Origin of the sequence: Pseudomonas urmiensis, assembly GCF_014268815.2 — a bacterium.
Lineage (GTDB): Bacteria > Pseudomonadota > Gammaproteobacteria > Pseudomonadales > Pseudomonadaceae > Aquipseudomonas > Aquipseudomonas urmiensis.
In genome coordinates, this window is sequence record NZ_JABWRE020000001.1 from 1,533,891 (window position 1) to 1,546,869 (window position 12,979).

Annotated in this window: 14 protein-coding genes; 11 read left to right on the forward strand and 3 right to left on the reverse strand. The window is 61.5% G+C overall.

The window, feature by feature from the left end; translation table 11 throughout:
• Positions 1-194: 194 nt before the first annotated feature.
• From HU737_RS06780 to HU737_RS06790, 3 genes are all read right to left on the reverse strand, one after another.
• A complete protein-coding gene (locus HU737_RS06780; protein ID WP_367616060.1) occupies positions 195-842 on the reverse strand; it encodes an MFS transporter in 648 nt (215 codons plus the stop codon).
• Between the two features lie 137 nt (positions 843-979).
• A complete protein-coding gene (locus tag HU737_RS26405) occupies positions 980-1,255 on the reverse strand; it encodes an MFS transporter (RefSeq protein WP_367616012.1) in 276 nt (91 codons plus the stop codon).
• A gap of 135 nt (positions 1,256-1,390) precedes the next feature.
• Positions 1,391-2,194 (reverse strand): DeoR/GlpR family DNA-binding transcription regulator, encoded by an 804-nt coding sequence (locus HU737_RS06790; RefSeq protein WP_186553644.1) that lies wholly within the window; start codon positions 2,192-2,194, stop codon positions 1,391-1,393.
• A gap of 339 nt (positions 2,195-2,533) precedes the next feature.
• Here HU737_RS06790 and HU737_RS06795 point away from each other — a divergent pair, with 339 nt between their 5' ends.
• From HU737_RS06795 to HU737_RS06845, 11 genes are all read left to right on the forward strand, one after another.
• Positions 2,534-4,057, forward strand: a complete 1,524-nt coding sequence (locus HU737_RS06795) for a CoA-acylating methylmalonate-semialdehyde dehydrogenase (protein WP_186553643.1) — start codon at positions 2,534-2,536, stop codon at positions 4,055-4,057.
• 60 nt (positions 4,058-4,117) lie between these two features.
• A complete protein-coding gene (locus HU737_RS06800; protein WP_186553642.1) occupies positions 4,118-4,927 on the forward strand; it encodes an NAD-dependent epimerase/dehydratase family protein in 810 nt (269 codons plus the stop codon).
• The gene (locus tag HU737_RS06805) at positions 4,927-6,015 is read left to right on the forward strand and encodes a mandelate racemase/muconate lactonizing enzyme family protein (protein ID WP_186553641.1); all 1,089 of its coding nucleotides are present in this window, start codon (positions 4,927-4,929) and stop codon (positions 6,013-6,015) included. The genes HU737_RS06800 and HU737_RS06805 overlap by 1 nt, the downstream gene beginning before the upstream one ends.
• Positions 6,016-6,043: 28 nt before the next feature.
• The gene (locus HU737_RS06810; protein ID WP_186553640.1) at positions 6,044-6,859 is read left to right on the forward strand and encodes an HpcH/HpaI aldolase family protein; all 816 of its coding nucleotides are present in this window, start codon (positions 6,044-6,046) and stop codon (positions 6,857-6,859) included.
• Entirely contained in the window at positions 6,859-7,635 is a 777-nt protein-coding gene (locus HU737_RS06815) for an alpha/beta fold hydrolase (RefSeq protein ID WP_186553639.1), read from the forward strand. The genes HU737_RS06810 and HU737_RS06815 overlap by 1 nt, the downstream gene beginning before the upstream one ends.
• Positions 7,636-7,900: 265 nt before the next feature.
• Positions 7,901-8,671 (forward strand): lysine/arginine/ornithine ABC transporter substrate-binding protein, encoded by a 771-nt coding sequence (locus HU737_RS06820; RefSeq protein ID WP_186553638.1) that lies wholly within the window; start codon positions 7,901-7,903, stop codon positions 8,669-8,671.
• Positions 8,672-8,741: 70 nt separating this feature from the next.
• A complete protein-coding gene (locus tag HU737_RS06825) occupies positions 8,742-9,452 on the forward strand; it encodes an ABC transporter permease (protein WP_186553637.1) in 711 nt (236 codons plus the stop codon).
• Positions 9,453-9,454: 2 nt separating this feature from the next.
• A complete protein-coding gene (locus HU737_RS06830) occupies positions 9,455-10,138 on the forward strand; it encodes an ABC transporter permease (protein WP_019098971.1) in 684 nt (227 codons plus the stop codon).
• A gap of 67 nt (positions 10,139-10,205) precedes the next feature.
• Entirely contained in the window at positions 10,206-10,997 is a 792-nt protein-coding gene (locus tag HU737_RS06835) for an amino acid ABC transporter ATP-binding protein (protein ID WP_275959806.1), read from the forward strand.
• A 33-nt stretch (positions 10,998-11,030) separates the two neighbouring features.
• A complete protein-coding gene (locus tag HU737_RS06840) occupies positions 11,031-11,777 on the forward strand; it encodes a GntR family transcriptional regulator (RefSeq protein ID WP_186553636.1) in 747 nt (248 codons plus the stop codon).
• Positions 11,778-11,838: 61 nt separating this feature from the next.
• Positions 11,839-12,918: a phosphotransferase gene (locus HU737_RS06845; RefSeq protein WP_186553635.1), complete on the forward strand. Its 1,080-nt coding sequence runs from the start codon at positions 11,839-11,841 to the stop codon at positions 12,916-12,918.
• Positions 12,919-12,979: the final 61 nt, after the last annotated feature.

The window sequence follows — 12,979 nt, forward strand, 5'->3', positions numbered from 1 at the left end:
GGTATCATGAGACTTGCCGTGAAGCCGTGCAGTATGCCGCTTTAAGTTTTCGCCAGGCGGCTCCATGCAGGAAGTGTTGTTGAGTTCTCTTTCTACTCCATGTGCTAGCGTTCATATAAAATGTATTCACGGATATCGAACAAGGTGTGTTGCTGCATTCTTCGATTCGCCTAAAAACCAAACGAAGCCACGCCCTATGCAGCGGGACGCAACCGCTCAACTGCCGGAGTTGCAAAGGCACAAAGCACGATGAGGACGCTGGCGGCAAGAATGGCGGCAGTGATTCCGCTGAAATCTATGGTCCATCCGCCGAGCATCGCGCCGGCAGCAATACCGCTGTTGCACGCAGAGATATTCAGCGTGCCAGCCAATGCTTTACAATTACGGGCTGCATTGATGACACGTATTTGCCCAAGCGGGAAGAGTGCCGTGTGTGCGACACCCCAAATCACGAGGGAAGCCACAAACAAGATTAACTGTCCAACAAACAGGACAGCGCTTACGGCACCTGCGCCAAGCATGAGGCAGAAAAGGATATTGGCTTTGACAGGGTGTCCATCAACTAGGCGGCTGGCAAGGTTATTTCCCAACAAGCCCACCGTGCCAAAGCCCATCAACCACCAGCCGACCTGAGCCGGCGCTATAGCTCCTGAGCGCACCAGCATATCGGCGAGGTAGGTGTATGCGCCAAACATGGCGGTGAACTCCGCTAGCGAGAGCAGGAGATCGGCGATGAAAAAGCGGTTTGCCAACGTGGCAATCTGGTTTTTTAGCGGCTCTTGGGGGCCGGGAGCTAGCTCCGGCATGACCTTGCGCAAAAGACCCGCAATTGCGAGCGACATCAAAGCCAAGATTCAGAAAGCTCCGCGCCAGCCAAACGCGTCACCCAGCACCGTAACCAGTGGTAGACCGAATAGCAGAGCGGCAGTTACTCCGATATACACTTGAGAAATGGCCTTGCCTGCCTTTTCCTTGGCGACTAATTTTCCTTCTGCATCGCTACCGACACCCAAAAAACGGGCAGCAGCGCTGCAGGAACAATTCGTGCAATAAGCACAGTCCAATAGTTTGGCGCGAGTGCTACATTGCTCACTGCGAACGCAATAAGTATCCAAGTGAAGAGAGAGCGTCGCTCGATGCGGGCGAATGCCGCAGTTAACGGCGGCCCGGAAAATACCATTGTTATCGCAAATGCTGTAACCAATTGCCCAACTATCGGAATGGAGATATTCAAATCTCTCGCCAAGGTGGGCATCAGGCCTATAATTATGAATTCCGTGGTGACTATGACGAAAGCGGCCAGTGAAAGGATGGCGATTGTCCACTTTTCGACCCCGGTTCATTTTAGCTCATACGCACTATTACATTCAATTGAGCACTTGTTCATGGTTTACAAGCTTTTCGAGTTTGCGATTATTAACCGATCGTTAAGGTTTTTTTCGGAAATTTCAACCTTTATTCCGATTTCTTTAAAATTTTCTATCGTTGAGGGAGGGACATTGTCTTCCACGATTAAGATGTCAATGTCGCTGGCTTCACATAACTTGAATGGAGCAACTGTACCGACTTTGTTAGACGTGATGGGCGCGATGACCAGCGAACTTTGATTTATCAAGCATCTTTTGAATTCGGCTTCCTCAGGGTCAAATGCTGTAATGCCTAAAGTCCTGTCCACGCCACAAGCTCCGAGAATGAGGATGTCAGCATAAATTTTTTTCGCTTCTTCAACTGCCAAGCTTCCTAGGCATGCACCTTTGATTGGGTTGAAGGTTCCGCCCAATACAATGATTTTGCACAATACGTGATCTGTTAATGCTACTGCGATAGCAGGTGCATTAGTGATGACTGTAATTTTGATGTTTTTAGGTAGTTCCGCGGCCACAGCGATATTTGTAGAGCTGGCGTCTATAAAAATGGTAGCGCCATCAGTCACGTGGTTCGCGACAGATTTTGCCAATTGATTCTTACTATCAATGAGCTCGGTTGTGCGCTCTTGGATCCCTCCAAAATCTGGAGCAGGGAGGAGAGCGCCACCATAGACCCTCCGACAAAAACCCATACGAGCCAATTCACGTAAATCGCGTCTTATCGCATCTTCTGATACCCCGAACTCCTTAGCCAGTTCAGCTGCGATAACTCTTCCGTCTAAGGATAAACGTGCGCGAATTTGGTCTTTTCGCTCCTGATTCAGCATTTTTTCTTCGCCTCGGCTGCACGCTTTGTCTTGTTTGTATTTATTTTTGCATGATTTTTTGTCTTTTCGCAACGCCTAGCTGGGGGGCGTTTTGCTGTGCCTGAAGCCTTCAGGCAAGGGCTGTCATGGCTGCTGCTTCGTGTTAGGGGCCTATCACCGTCGCAATTTCTCAGCGGGACGGTGGTTCATGGAGATTTGTAGCGATAAGTCTTGTAAGAAATATACTGATATATTAGTGTTCTGCTTCGGTTGGTTTTCTTGTAAGGCAAGCGCTGCCGTACCTCGGCATTGAGTCGTGCTCCATCAATGGGGCCTAAACCACAACTAATAGGTGAGTACATGAGCAGCAGTTCTACCCAGCACGAGACGTCCGGCCTGATCGGGCATTTCATCGATGGTGAGGTCGTTTCGTTCGAAGGCGAGCGCCAGGCCGATGTGTTCAACCCGGCGCTCGGCCAGGTCCAGGCGCAGGTCGCGCTGGCCTCGTCGATGACTGTCAACGAAGCTGTGGCTGCGGCCCGGGCGGCGTTCCCGGCCTGGTCGGAGCTGTCGCCGCTGCGTCGCTCGCGCATCCTGTTCCGTTTCAAGGAACTGCTCGACCAGCACCATGAGGAACTGGCCCGGCTGATTACCGCCGAACACGGCAAGGTGCTCTCCGACGCCATGGGCGAAGTGACCCGCGGCATTGAGATCGTCGAGTTTGCCTGCGGCGCGCCTTATCTGCTGAAAACCGCGTTCACCGACAATATCGGTGGCGGTATCGACAACTGGAACCTGCGTCAGGCCCTGGGCGTGTGCGCCGGCATCACGCCATTCAACTTCCCGGTGATGGTGCCGCTGTGGATGATCCCGATGGCCCTGGCTACCGGTAATACCTTCGTTCTCAAGCCTTCCGAGCGCGATCCGTCGGCCAGTCTGCTGATGGCCCGCCTGCTCAAGGAAGCCGGCCTGCCGGACGGCGTGTTCAACGTGGTCCAGGGCGACAAGGCGGCGGTCGACGCACTGCTCCAGCATGACGACGTCGAGGCGATTTCCTTCGTGGGTTCGACGCCGATCGCCGAGTACATCCACCGCGAGGCGACCTCTCGTGGCAAGCGGGTGCAAGCCCTGGGCGGGGCGAAGAACCATATGATCGTCATGCCGGATGCCGACCTCGACCAGGCGGCGGACGCGCTGATCGGCGCGGCCTACGGCTCGGCCGGCGAGCGCTGCATGGCGATCTCCATCGCCGTGGCGGTAGGCGATGTTGCTGATGAGCTGATCGCCCGGCTGCTGCCGCGTATCGATTCCCTGCGGGTGCGCAACGGTGTCGACCCGCAGGCCGATATGGGCCCGTTGGTCACGGCACTGCACAAGGGCAAGGTGGAGGGCTATATCGACAGCGGCGTCACGGAAGGGGCGAAGTTGATCGTCGATGGTCGCGGTCTGCAGGTGCCGGGGGCGGAGCAGGGCTTCTTCGTCGGTGCGACCCTGTTCGACCAGGTCACCCCGGAAATGACTATCTACAAGGAAGAAATCTTCGGCCCGGTGCTGGGTATCGTCCGGGTGCCCGACTTCGCCAGTGCGGTGAAGCTGATCAACGCCCACGAGTTCGGCAACGGCGTGTCCTGCTTCACCCGCGACGGCGGCGTGGCCCGGGCCTTTGCGCGCAGCATTCAGGTCGGCATGGTCGGTATCAACGTGCCGATCCCGGTGCCCATGGCCTGGCATTCCTTCGGCGGCTGGAAGCGCTCGCTGTTCGGTGAACACCACGCCTACGGCGAAGAAGCACTGCGCTTCTACACCCGCTACAAGAGCGTCATGCAGCGCTGGCCAGACAGCATCGCCAAGGGCCCCGAGTTCAGCATGCCCACCGCCAAGTGATGACCCGGCACGCCGGCGGCTGTCGGCGTGCCTTCCAACAACAAGACAGCGAGCACTGCCATGAGCAAACCCAAGCTGCTGATTACCGGCGCAGCGGGCCGGGTCGGGACCCTGTTGCGTCCGATCCTGCTCGACGACTACGACCTGCGCCTGTGCGACCTGAATCCCATCGAGGACCTACGCGACGGCGAGCAGGCCGTAGTCGGTGACCTGGCCGATCCGGCCATCGCCAATGCCGCCGTGCGCGGCACCGTGGGCGTGGTCCACCTGGCTGCCGCAGTGGCGCCGGATATCGCCTTTGCCGCGACCCTCGCGCCCAATTACGTCGCCGTTCTCAACCTGCTGGAAGCCTGCCGCGAGTTTGGTGTGGGGCGCTTCATCTTTGCCAGCAGCCATCATGCGGTAGGGCTACACCCGGTCAGCGACGAGCCCTGGACTGCCAGCGCCGCGATCGCTCCGGACGGTTTCTACGGCCTGAGCAAGGCCTTCGGCGAGGCGGCCTGCGCCCTGTACGCCCACCGCTTCGGTATCAAATGCCTAGCCATCCGCATCGGTAACGCTGACCCGCAGGTGGTGGACGGGCGCCGTGAACGCCTGTGGGTCAGCGCCGCCGACCTGGTGCAGTTGATTTGCCTCGGCCTGGAAGGCCAGGGCGAGCCGTTCCGGGTAGTCTACGGCATTTCCAATTGCCCGCAGCCACTGCTGAAGAACGATGAAGCCTTCGAGCGCCGCTATCGCCCGGTAGACCACTCGCCGCGCAACCACAGCGCCACGTTCCGCCCGTTCACCTACCTGACCGAGGAGGAGGGCGCCGGTTTTGTCGGCGGCTTCTTCGCCAAGAGTTCGCTCCCTGATCCGAGGAAAAACTGATGAAGATCGTCAAGGCTGAAGTCTCCATCGTCGAGATTCCCTTCCATCTGCGTGGTACCGGGGTCGGGATCATGCCCACCGCCTGGAAGAGCCTGGAGTTCGCCCTGATCCGTCTCGAGGACGAAATGGGTAATGTCGGCTGGGGCGAAGGGTTCGGCTACTTCACCGTGGATGCCACCAAGGCGATCATCGACCGCCTGATCCTGCCCAGCCTGATCGGCAGCATCATCGACGACATCCCGGCGTGGAACCGTCAGATGCAGCGCTCGATCCACATGTTCGGGCGCTACGGCATCACCATCTTCGCCATCGGCGGGGTGGATATCGCCCTCTGGGACCTGGCCGCCAAGCGCGCCGGCAAACCGCTTTACCAACTGCTCGGCGAGGGCCGCCGCGAGCAGATCCCGTTCTACGCTAGCATGGTGCGCTATGGCACCGAGGAACTGGCGACCATGACCTGTCGCGAGGTGATCGCCGCCGGGTTCAACAGTATCAAACTGCACGAGATCGACCTCGACATCATCGAGGCCTGCCGCCGTGTCGCCGGGCCGGACAAGAATATTTGCGTCGACGTGAACTGCGCCTGGTCGGTGGAGTTCGTCGAGCGCAACCGGGAGCGTCTCGAAGCCCTCAACCTGACCTGGGTGGAGGAGCCGGTGTACCCGCCGGAGGACTTCGCCGCACTGTCCAGCCTGCGTGGTTCGCTGCCGATCGCCGCCGGGGAGAACTGGACCACTTCGTTCCAGTTCGCCCAGGCCTTCCAGGCGGACGCGGTGGATATCGTGCAACCCAGCGTGACCAAGGTCGGCGGCATTTCCGAATTCCTTGCGATCATCGAGCAGGCGGGTAAGGCGGGCAGCCAGTTGATGCCCCACTCGCCGTATTTCGGCCCGGGCTTCTTCGCCAGCCTGCACCTGGCGGCGGCCAACGCCTCGGTCCAGGCCTTGGAATACAACTTCGTGCAACCCGACGCCTGGCTGGCGGATGTGGAAGGGCTGCGCAGCGGCGACCTGATCAAGGTGCCGCAGGTGCCGGGCCTGGGTTTCGAGCCCGACTATGACGTGATGAACAAGTACCGCCGCGGCTGAGCTCGCGGCGTAACGAGAGGTACGGACTATGCAGCCCAACAAGATCAAGGCGCTCTGGCGCGACGGTCAGCCGGTGGTCAACGGTTTCCTGTCGATTCCCTGTGCGTTCGTCAGTGAACTGATGGCCGAGCAGGGCTATGACGCGCTGACCATCGACCTGCAGCACGGTGTGGTGGACTATCAGACTGCCGTTGGCATGCTCCAGGCTTTGCGCGCAAGTGGCGTGACACCAATGGTGCGGGTGCCCTGGCTGGAGCCGGCGAGCATCATGAAAGCCTTGGATGCCGGGGCCTACGGAGTGGTCTGCCCGATGATCAACACGGCGGAACAGGCGGCGCGGCTGGTCTCCTACATGCGCTACCCGCCGGCCGGGGTGCGCAGTTTCGGGCCGACCCGGGCGAGCATTTCCGCCGGCGCCGACTATGGCCGCGAAGCCAATGACAACATGCTCTGCTTCGCCATGATCGAGACCCGCGAGGCGTTGGACAACCTCGCCGAAATCGCTGCGACCCCGGGCCTGGACGGGCTGTACATCGGCCCGGCGGACCTGACCATCGGCCTGACCGGCATGCGTTATCCCACCGGCTTCGACCGCGAGGAGCCGGAAATCCTCGAGGCCATCCAGCATATTCTCTCCACCGCCCATGCCCATGGCATCAAGGCTGCGCTGCATTGTGGTTCGCCGGCCTATGCGTTGCGGGCGCTGCAGTGGGGCTTCGATATGGTCACCCTGGCCAATGACGTGCGCATGTTGACCAACGCCGCCGGGGCTGCCCTGAAACAGGTGCGCAGCGGACTTGGCGATCTGGCCGGAACGGGACAGCCGGTCGGGAGCCAGTACTGATGAGCCTGCTGGAGACCGTGCACCAGTTCGGCCACGGGCCGCACAAGGTGATCGTGGTGCACGGCTGGATGGCCGGTGCCGCGCTGTTCGATCCGTTGCACGGCTGGCTTGACCCTGAGCGCTTCACCTATGCCTTCATGGATTGTCGCGGCTATGGCGCGCGGCGCGAGGCGCCAGGGCCATTCACCGTGGAGCAGATCGCCCGGGATATGCTGAACCTGGCCGACCTGCTGGACTGGTCGCACTTCAGCGTGGTCGGCCATTCCATGGCTGGCATGGCAGCGCAATGGCTGCAGGCCCACGCTGCCGAGCGTCTGGTGTCGGTGGTGCTGCTGGCCTCGGTACCCGCCAGTGGCGCGACGCTTTCCCCGGAGCGCAGGGCCTTGCTGGGCGAAGCCTTGCACGAGCCGCTGGCGCGTCAGTTGCTGATCTCGGCCAACGTCGGGCATTGCCAGGACGAGGAATGGCTGCGCGGCATGCTGCAACTGAGCCTGCGCACTACCTGGGTGGAAGCGATGAGCCGGTACCTTGAGTCCTGGAGCGGTGATGATTTCGCCGAGGCAGTGAAGGGGGGGAGGGTGCCCACGCTGGTACTGGTGGGCGAACGCGACCCGGGTTGCACCGTGGCCTCGATGAACAACACGCTTATGCGCTGGTTGCCGACGGCCCGGCTGGAGATTCTGCCAGCAGTCGGTCACTATCCGATGCGTGAGGCGCCTGCGGAGCTGGCGCGTGTCATCGAGACCTGGCTGTTGGCTCGCGCAGAAAGGTGCTAAAGGACGAAGCGGACACTATGGGCGGGTTTATCCGCGATTACGCGGGTGGGCTCACTACCGCTATCGCGGTAAACCCGCTCCCACAAGGTCCGCGTAAATCAAGGCGTCATGTCTTGTTCCAGGGCCCTGCACGGCATAAAACCGCTGTTCCCCATTCCAAAAAAGAAACCTGAAACACCCTTGATAAGCTGCCAAATCCTGTTATCGTGATTCGCATACCAATATATTGGTATGCAGGAATACCGGAATTCGAGGAAAACCAACAATGAATAGCTCGAAATACCTCGCCTGTGCGGCTGTGGTCCTGACCCTTCTTTTCGGTGCCGGTGCGCACGCGGAGCAGAAGTCGCTGCGTATCGCCACCGAGGGCACTTATCCTCCTTTCAGTTACCTTGAAAACGGTCAGTTGACCGGCTTCGACGTCGATATCGCCAAGGCCCTCTGCGAGCGCATCCAGGCCCGTTGCGAGATCATTTCCCAAGGCTGGGACGGCATGATCCCGGGGCTGATGTCCGGCAAATACGATGCCGTCGTCGCCTCCATGGCGATCACCGAGGAGCGCAAGCAGAAGATCGATTTCACCGACAAGTACTACGCCACTCCGGCCCGTTTCATCGCCGAGAAGAGCGCCGGCATCAGCGATACCTCGGTCGCCGGCATGGCCGGCAAGGTCATCGGCGTGCAGGGCTCCACCACCCAGGGCAGCTATCTGGAGGACTTCTACAAGGACTCCGAAATCAAGGTCTACAAGACCGTCGACGATGCTGCGATGGACCTGGCCAACGGCCGCCTCGATGCGGTGTTCTCCGACTCGGCGATCCTCTACCCCTGGCTGCAGACCAGCCTCGGTGCGTGCTGTGACTTCGTCGGCCAGGAAGTGCGCGACGACAAGTACTTCGGGGTCGGCAAGGGTATCGGCGTGCGCAAGGAGGATCAGGCCTTGCGTGGCGAGCTGGATACGGCGATCAAGGCCCTGCTGGCCGATGGCACCTACCAGCGCATCAACCAGAAGTACTTCCCTTTCGCTATCTATTAAGAACGCGCCCCCGACGCGCCTCTCAACCCACTGATAGCCCCGTGCGCCGTGCACGGGGGATGGCCTGATCATGAGCGAATATTTGCAGTTGCTTTCTTTTTCACCCGAAGGCTGGGGCCCGGCCTTGCTGTCCGGCGCCATCCTGACCCTGCAATTGGCCCTGGCCACCTTGCCCCTGGGCCTGGCGCTGGGCCTGACGCTGGCGCTGTGCATGGACAGTAAGCGCCGCTTCGCCAGCCGTGCGGCCACGGTGTTCGTCACCGTATTCCGCGGTCTGCCGGAGCTGCTGACCATCTTCATCATCTATTACGGCGTCCAGTTGCTGGTCAAGGAAGCCTCCGACGCCATGGGCTTGAAGCCTTTCCAGGTCAACGGCTTCTTCGCCGGCATGCTGGCCCTGGGGCTGGTGTTCGGCGCCTTCTCCAGCGAGGTGTTCCTGACCGCCATCCGCGCCATCGCCAAGGGGCAGCGCGAGGCGGCATTCGCCCTGGGGCTGTCGCGGGTCGACATGTTCCGCTTCGTCACCGCACCGCAGCTCTGGCGCATCGCCTTGCCGGGCCTGGGCAACCTCTGGCTGGTACTGCTCAAGGAGACCTCGCTGCTCTCGGTGATCGCCCTGACCGACCTGATGCGCCAGACCTACCTGGCGGTGAGCAACACCAAGGAACCGTTCTTCTTCTATGCCGTGGCCTGCAGCATCTACCTGCTGTTCTCCATCGTCTCCGGCCAGGTGCTGCACCTGATGGAGAAGCGCGCCAACCGATTCTACGTGCGGAGCTGAGCATGGAACTGGAACTGCTTTCGACCTACGGCCCGCGCATGCTCGCCGGCCTGGGCATGACCCTGAAGATCGTCCTGCTCTCGGTGGCCCTCGGCGCGCTGCTGTCGCTGCCGCTGGCGGCGGCGCGGATGAGCCGGATCGGCTGGTTGCGGCGCCTGGCGTTCTGCTACACCTACCTGTTCCGCGGCACGCCGCTGCTGGCCCAGACCTTCCTGGTCTACTACGGCGCCGGCCAGTTGCGCCCCGAACTGCAGGAGCTGGGTGTCTGGTGGTTCTTCCGCGATGCCTACTGGTGCACCGTGCTGACCTTCACCCTCAATACCGCAGCCTATCAGGCCGAGATCTGGCGTGGTGCGGTCCAGGCGGTGCCCCAGGGGCAGTGGGAAGTGGCGCATGCCCTGGGCCTGTCGCGACTGTCCGGAATCAAGGACGTGATCGTGCCACAGGCCTTCGTCGTGGCCCTGCGTCCGCTGAGCAACGAGCTGATCCTGATGCTCAAGTCCTCGGCCATCGCCAGCGTCATCGCCGTGCCCGAGCTGATGGGCATGACCAGCCTGGCGTTCTCGCGCTCCTTCGATTTCCAGGTCTACCTGTGGGCGGCGGTGCTGTACCTGAGCCTGGTGGAGAGCATTCGCCGGCTGTGTGGCTGGATCAGCAACCGCATCACCCGACACATCACTCATTGAGGGCCGCGCGATGATGCGATCACTCCCCATCGACAACAACCTGAACAAGCAAGCGGAGGCGCGAAGCATGGGCGCAGAACAACAGGTCGGAACGGGCAGCGCGCCCACAGCGCAGACCGCGACCGGACAACCCGTGGTGGTGATGCGTGACCTGAAGAAGTGGTACGCCGATTTCGCCGTGCTCAACGGTATCGACCTCGAGGTGCGCAAGGGCGAGCGCATCGTGGTCTGCGGGCCGTCCGGCAGCGGCAAGTCGACCCTGATCCGCTGCATCAACGGCCTGGAGGAATACCAGGCCGGCAAGCTGATCGTGAACGGCACCGAGATCGGCACCAACGGCAGCGGCGTGGACACGGTGCGCAAGGAAACCGGCATGGTGTTTCAGGGCTTCCACCTGTTTCCCCATCTCACCGCCCTGGAGAACTGCATGCTGGCGCCCATGCGCGTGCTGAAAAAGAACAAGGCCCAGGCCCGTGAGCAGGCCCAGGCCTTGCTGGAACGGGTCGGCATGGCGGCCAAGGCCGGGCATTACCCAAGCCAGTTGTCCGGTGGTCAGCAGCAGCGGGTAGCGATTGCGCGGGCGCTGTGCATGAACCCGCAGATCATGCTGCTCGACGAGCCGACCTCGGCGCTCGACCCGGAAATGGTCAAGGAAGTGCTCGACGTGGTCCTGGGCCTGGCCGAAAGCGGCATCACCCTGTTATGCGTGACCCACGAGATGGGTTTCGCCCGCCAGGCGGCGGACCGGGTGATCTTCATGGACCGTGGGCAGATCGTCGAACAGGCGGCGCCGGACGAGTTCTTCAAGGCACCGAAGAGCGAGCGGGCACGGCAGTTCCTGAGCCAGATACTGCACTGATCGGGCGCAACGGCGTGCGGAGCGGGGCAGGGTATGCGAGGCATCTTTCATCAGGACATGATCGACCAGGGGCGGCCGAAAGCGGCCCAGGTCTATCAACTGCTGCGCTCGGCCATCGTCGGGTTGCAGTACACCCCGGGCGACGTGCTCGGCGAAAAGGACATCTGCGAGGCGCTGGGTGTTTCGCGGACACCGGTTCGCGAAGCGATCCTGCGTCTGGTCGGCGAGCAGATGCTGGTGGTGCGGCCCAACGCCGGGACCTATGTCAGCGCGATCCGCCTGCGCGACGTGCTGGAAGGCCAACTGGTGCGCGAGACCCTGGAAACCCGCTGCATACGGTTGGCCGCGAGGTTCTTCAAGCCGCGCTACGAGGATGAGTTCGAAACCCTGTTCCTGCGCAAGCAGAAAGCCTACGAGCGCATGGAGTGCAACGAGTTCTACGCCCTGGACGAGGCCTTCCACCGGCTGATCTGCGAGTGTGCGGGGTATGCGCACCTGTGGCAGGTGATGCAGGGCGCCATGGGCCCGCTGGACCGGGTGCGACGCCTGGCGTTTCCGGTGCAGGAACATTTCGACGAGGTGATCGACGAGCACCGGCAGATGTACCGGGCGATCCGGGCGCATGACGAGGAGGGCGCCGAACGCCTGATGACCTTGCACGTGAACAGCATCTTCGAGTCGCTCGAACACCTGGTGAAGGATCAGCGCGGGCTGTTTATCGAAGGCCTGGCCCAGGAGGGCGAGCAGTCTTTGCGGGAACTGGGTCATCGTGTCCGTTGAGGTGCTTGTTTTTTTTCTGGCAACTAATATATTAGTATTTCGAAAGCGAGGATTTCCTCTTATGAGCAATGAACACAAGCCAGGCGACAGCCATGCCAGCCTGACCACCGAAGCGGGGGAGATCAGCTGCGAGCAGGCCAGGCAGATCGCCGCCACCTGGTTCGGGGTCGAGGCCGGGGCGGTCAAGCGCCTGATCAGCGAGCGCGACCACAACTTCCACCTGCAGGCTGCCGAGGGCGCCTTCGTGCTGAAGATCGCCCACCCGGCGGAAGACCGCCTGCTGGCCAATTTCCAGAGCGAGGCCTTGCTGCATGTCGAGCAGCGCGATCCCGGCCTGCACGTGCAGCGGGTCATCCGGGCGCTGGGCGGCCAGAGCGAACTGGCCCTGGAGTTCGAGGGGCAGACCCGCATCGTGCGCATGGTCAGCTACCTGGAAGGCACCTTGCTGCGCCACGCCCCGGTCTCGCCCGAGCAGCAGTTCAACCTCGGTGTCGAGCTGGCCCGCCTGGGCGCGGCCCTGCGCGATTTCGAGCATCCTTCGGCCGATCACATGCTGCTGTGGGACATCCAGCACGTCGAGCGCCTGCGTCCGATGTTCGATGTTTTCGAGCCGCTGCACCGGGCCTGGGTCGAGGAGGCCCTGGCGCGTTATGTGGAGCATGCCAAGCCGATCCTTTCCGGCTTGCGCCGGCAGGTGGTGCACAACGACCTGAACTCCGACAACGCCCTGGTCGATCCGCAGGATCCCTCCCGCGTGGCAGCGATCCTCGATTTCGGCGACATGGTGCGTACCGCGCTGGTCAACGACGTGGTGGTGGCGGTTGCCTATGCGCTGGGTGATGGCGAGCAACTGCTGGACGCGCCACGGGCGTTCGTCGACGGCTACCAGTCGGTCACGCCGCTGACCGATGACGAGCTGGAGATCTTCCACGACCTGCTCATGGTGCGCATGGCCCTGCGCCTGACCCTGACCGAGTGGCGTGCCAGCCGCTTCCCGGAAAACCGCGACTACATCCTGCGCAACACCCCGCGCACTTGGACCCAGTTCGAGCAGCTGCGCGGCCTGTCCCGCGAGCAGGTCGAAAGCGCCCTGTTCGGCGAGCGCGGGCTCAGCGCCCGGGCCATTGAATGGCGCGCCTGAAGCCACCCGCCGACACCGTTTCGTGACACCCGGATACCAGGCCGCCAAGGCCCTACAACAA

Bases quoted from the DNA above. Each gene is read 5' to 3' on its own strand.
- HU737_RS06795 (WP_186553643.1), top strand. From the start codon at position 2,534: ATGAGCAGCAGTTCTACCCAGCACGAGACGTCCGGCCTGATCGGGCAT.
- HU737_RS06820 (WP_186553638.1), top strand. From the start codon at position 7,901: ATGAATAGCTCGAAATACCTCGCCTGTGCGGCTGTGGTCCTGACCCTT.
- HU737_RS06805 (WP_186553641.1), top strand. From the start codon at position 4,927: ATGAAGATCGTCAAGGCTGAAGTCTCCATCGTCGAGATTCCCTTCCAT.
- HU737_RS06830 (WP_019098971.1), top strand. From the start codon at position 9,455: ATGGAACTGGAACTGCTTTCGACCTACGGCCCGCGCATGCTCGCCGGC.
- HU737_RS06800 (WP_186553642.1), top strand. From the start codon at position 4,118: ATGAGCAAACCCAAGCTGCTGATTACCGGCGCAGCGGGCCGGGTCGGG.
- HU737_RS06790 (WP_186553644.1), bottom strand. From the start codon at position 2,194: ATGCTGAATCAGGAGCGAAAAGACCAAATTCGCGCACGTTTATCCTTA.
- HU737_RS06810 (WP_186553640.1), top strand. From the start codon at position 6,044: ATGCAGCCCAACAAGATCAAGGCGCTCTGGCGCGACGGTCAGCCGGTG.
- HU737_RS06835 (WP_275959806.1), top strand. From the start codon at position 10,206: ATGGGCGCAGAACAACAGGTCGGAACGGGCAGCGCGCCCACAGCGCAG.
- HU737_RS26405 (WP_367616012.1), bottom strand. From the start codon at position 1,255: ATGCCCACCTTGGCGAGAGATTTGAATATCTCCATTCCGATAGTTGGG.
- HU737_RS06840 (WP_186553636.1), top strand. From the start codon at position 11,031: ATGCGAGGCATCTTTCATCAGGACATGATCGACCAGGGGCGGCCGAAA.
- HU737_RS06815 (WP_186553639.1), top strand. From the start codon at position 6,859: ATGAGCCTGCTGGAGACCGTGCACCAGTTCGGCCACGGGCCGCACAAG.
- HU737_RS06825 (WP_186553637.1), top strand. From the start codon at position 8,742: ATGAGCGAATATTTGCAGTTGCTTTCTTTTTCACCCGAAGGCTGGGGC.
- HU737_RS06780 (WP_367616060.1), bottom strand. From the start codon at position 842: ATGTCGCTCGCAATTGCGGGTCTTTTGCGCAAGGTCATGCCGGAGCTA.
- HU737_RS06845 (WP_186553635.1), top strand. From the start codon at position 11,839: ATGAGCAATGAACACAAGCCAGGCGACAGCCATGCCAGCCTGACCACC.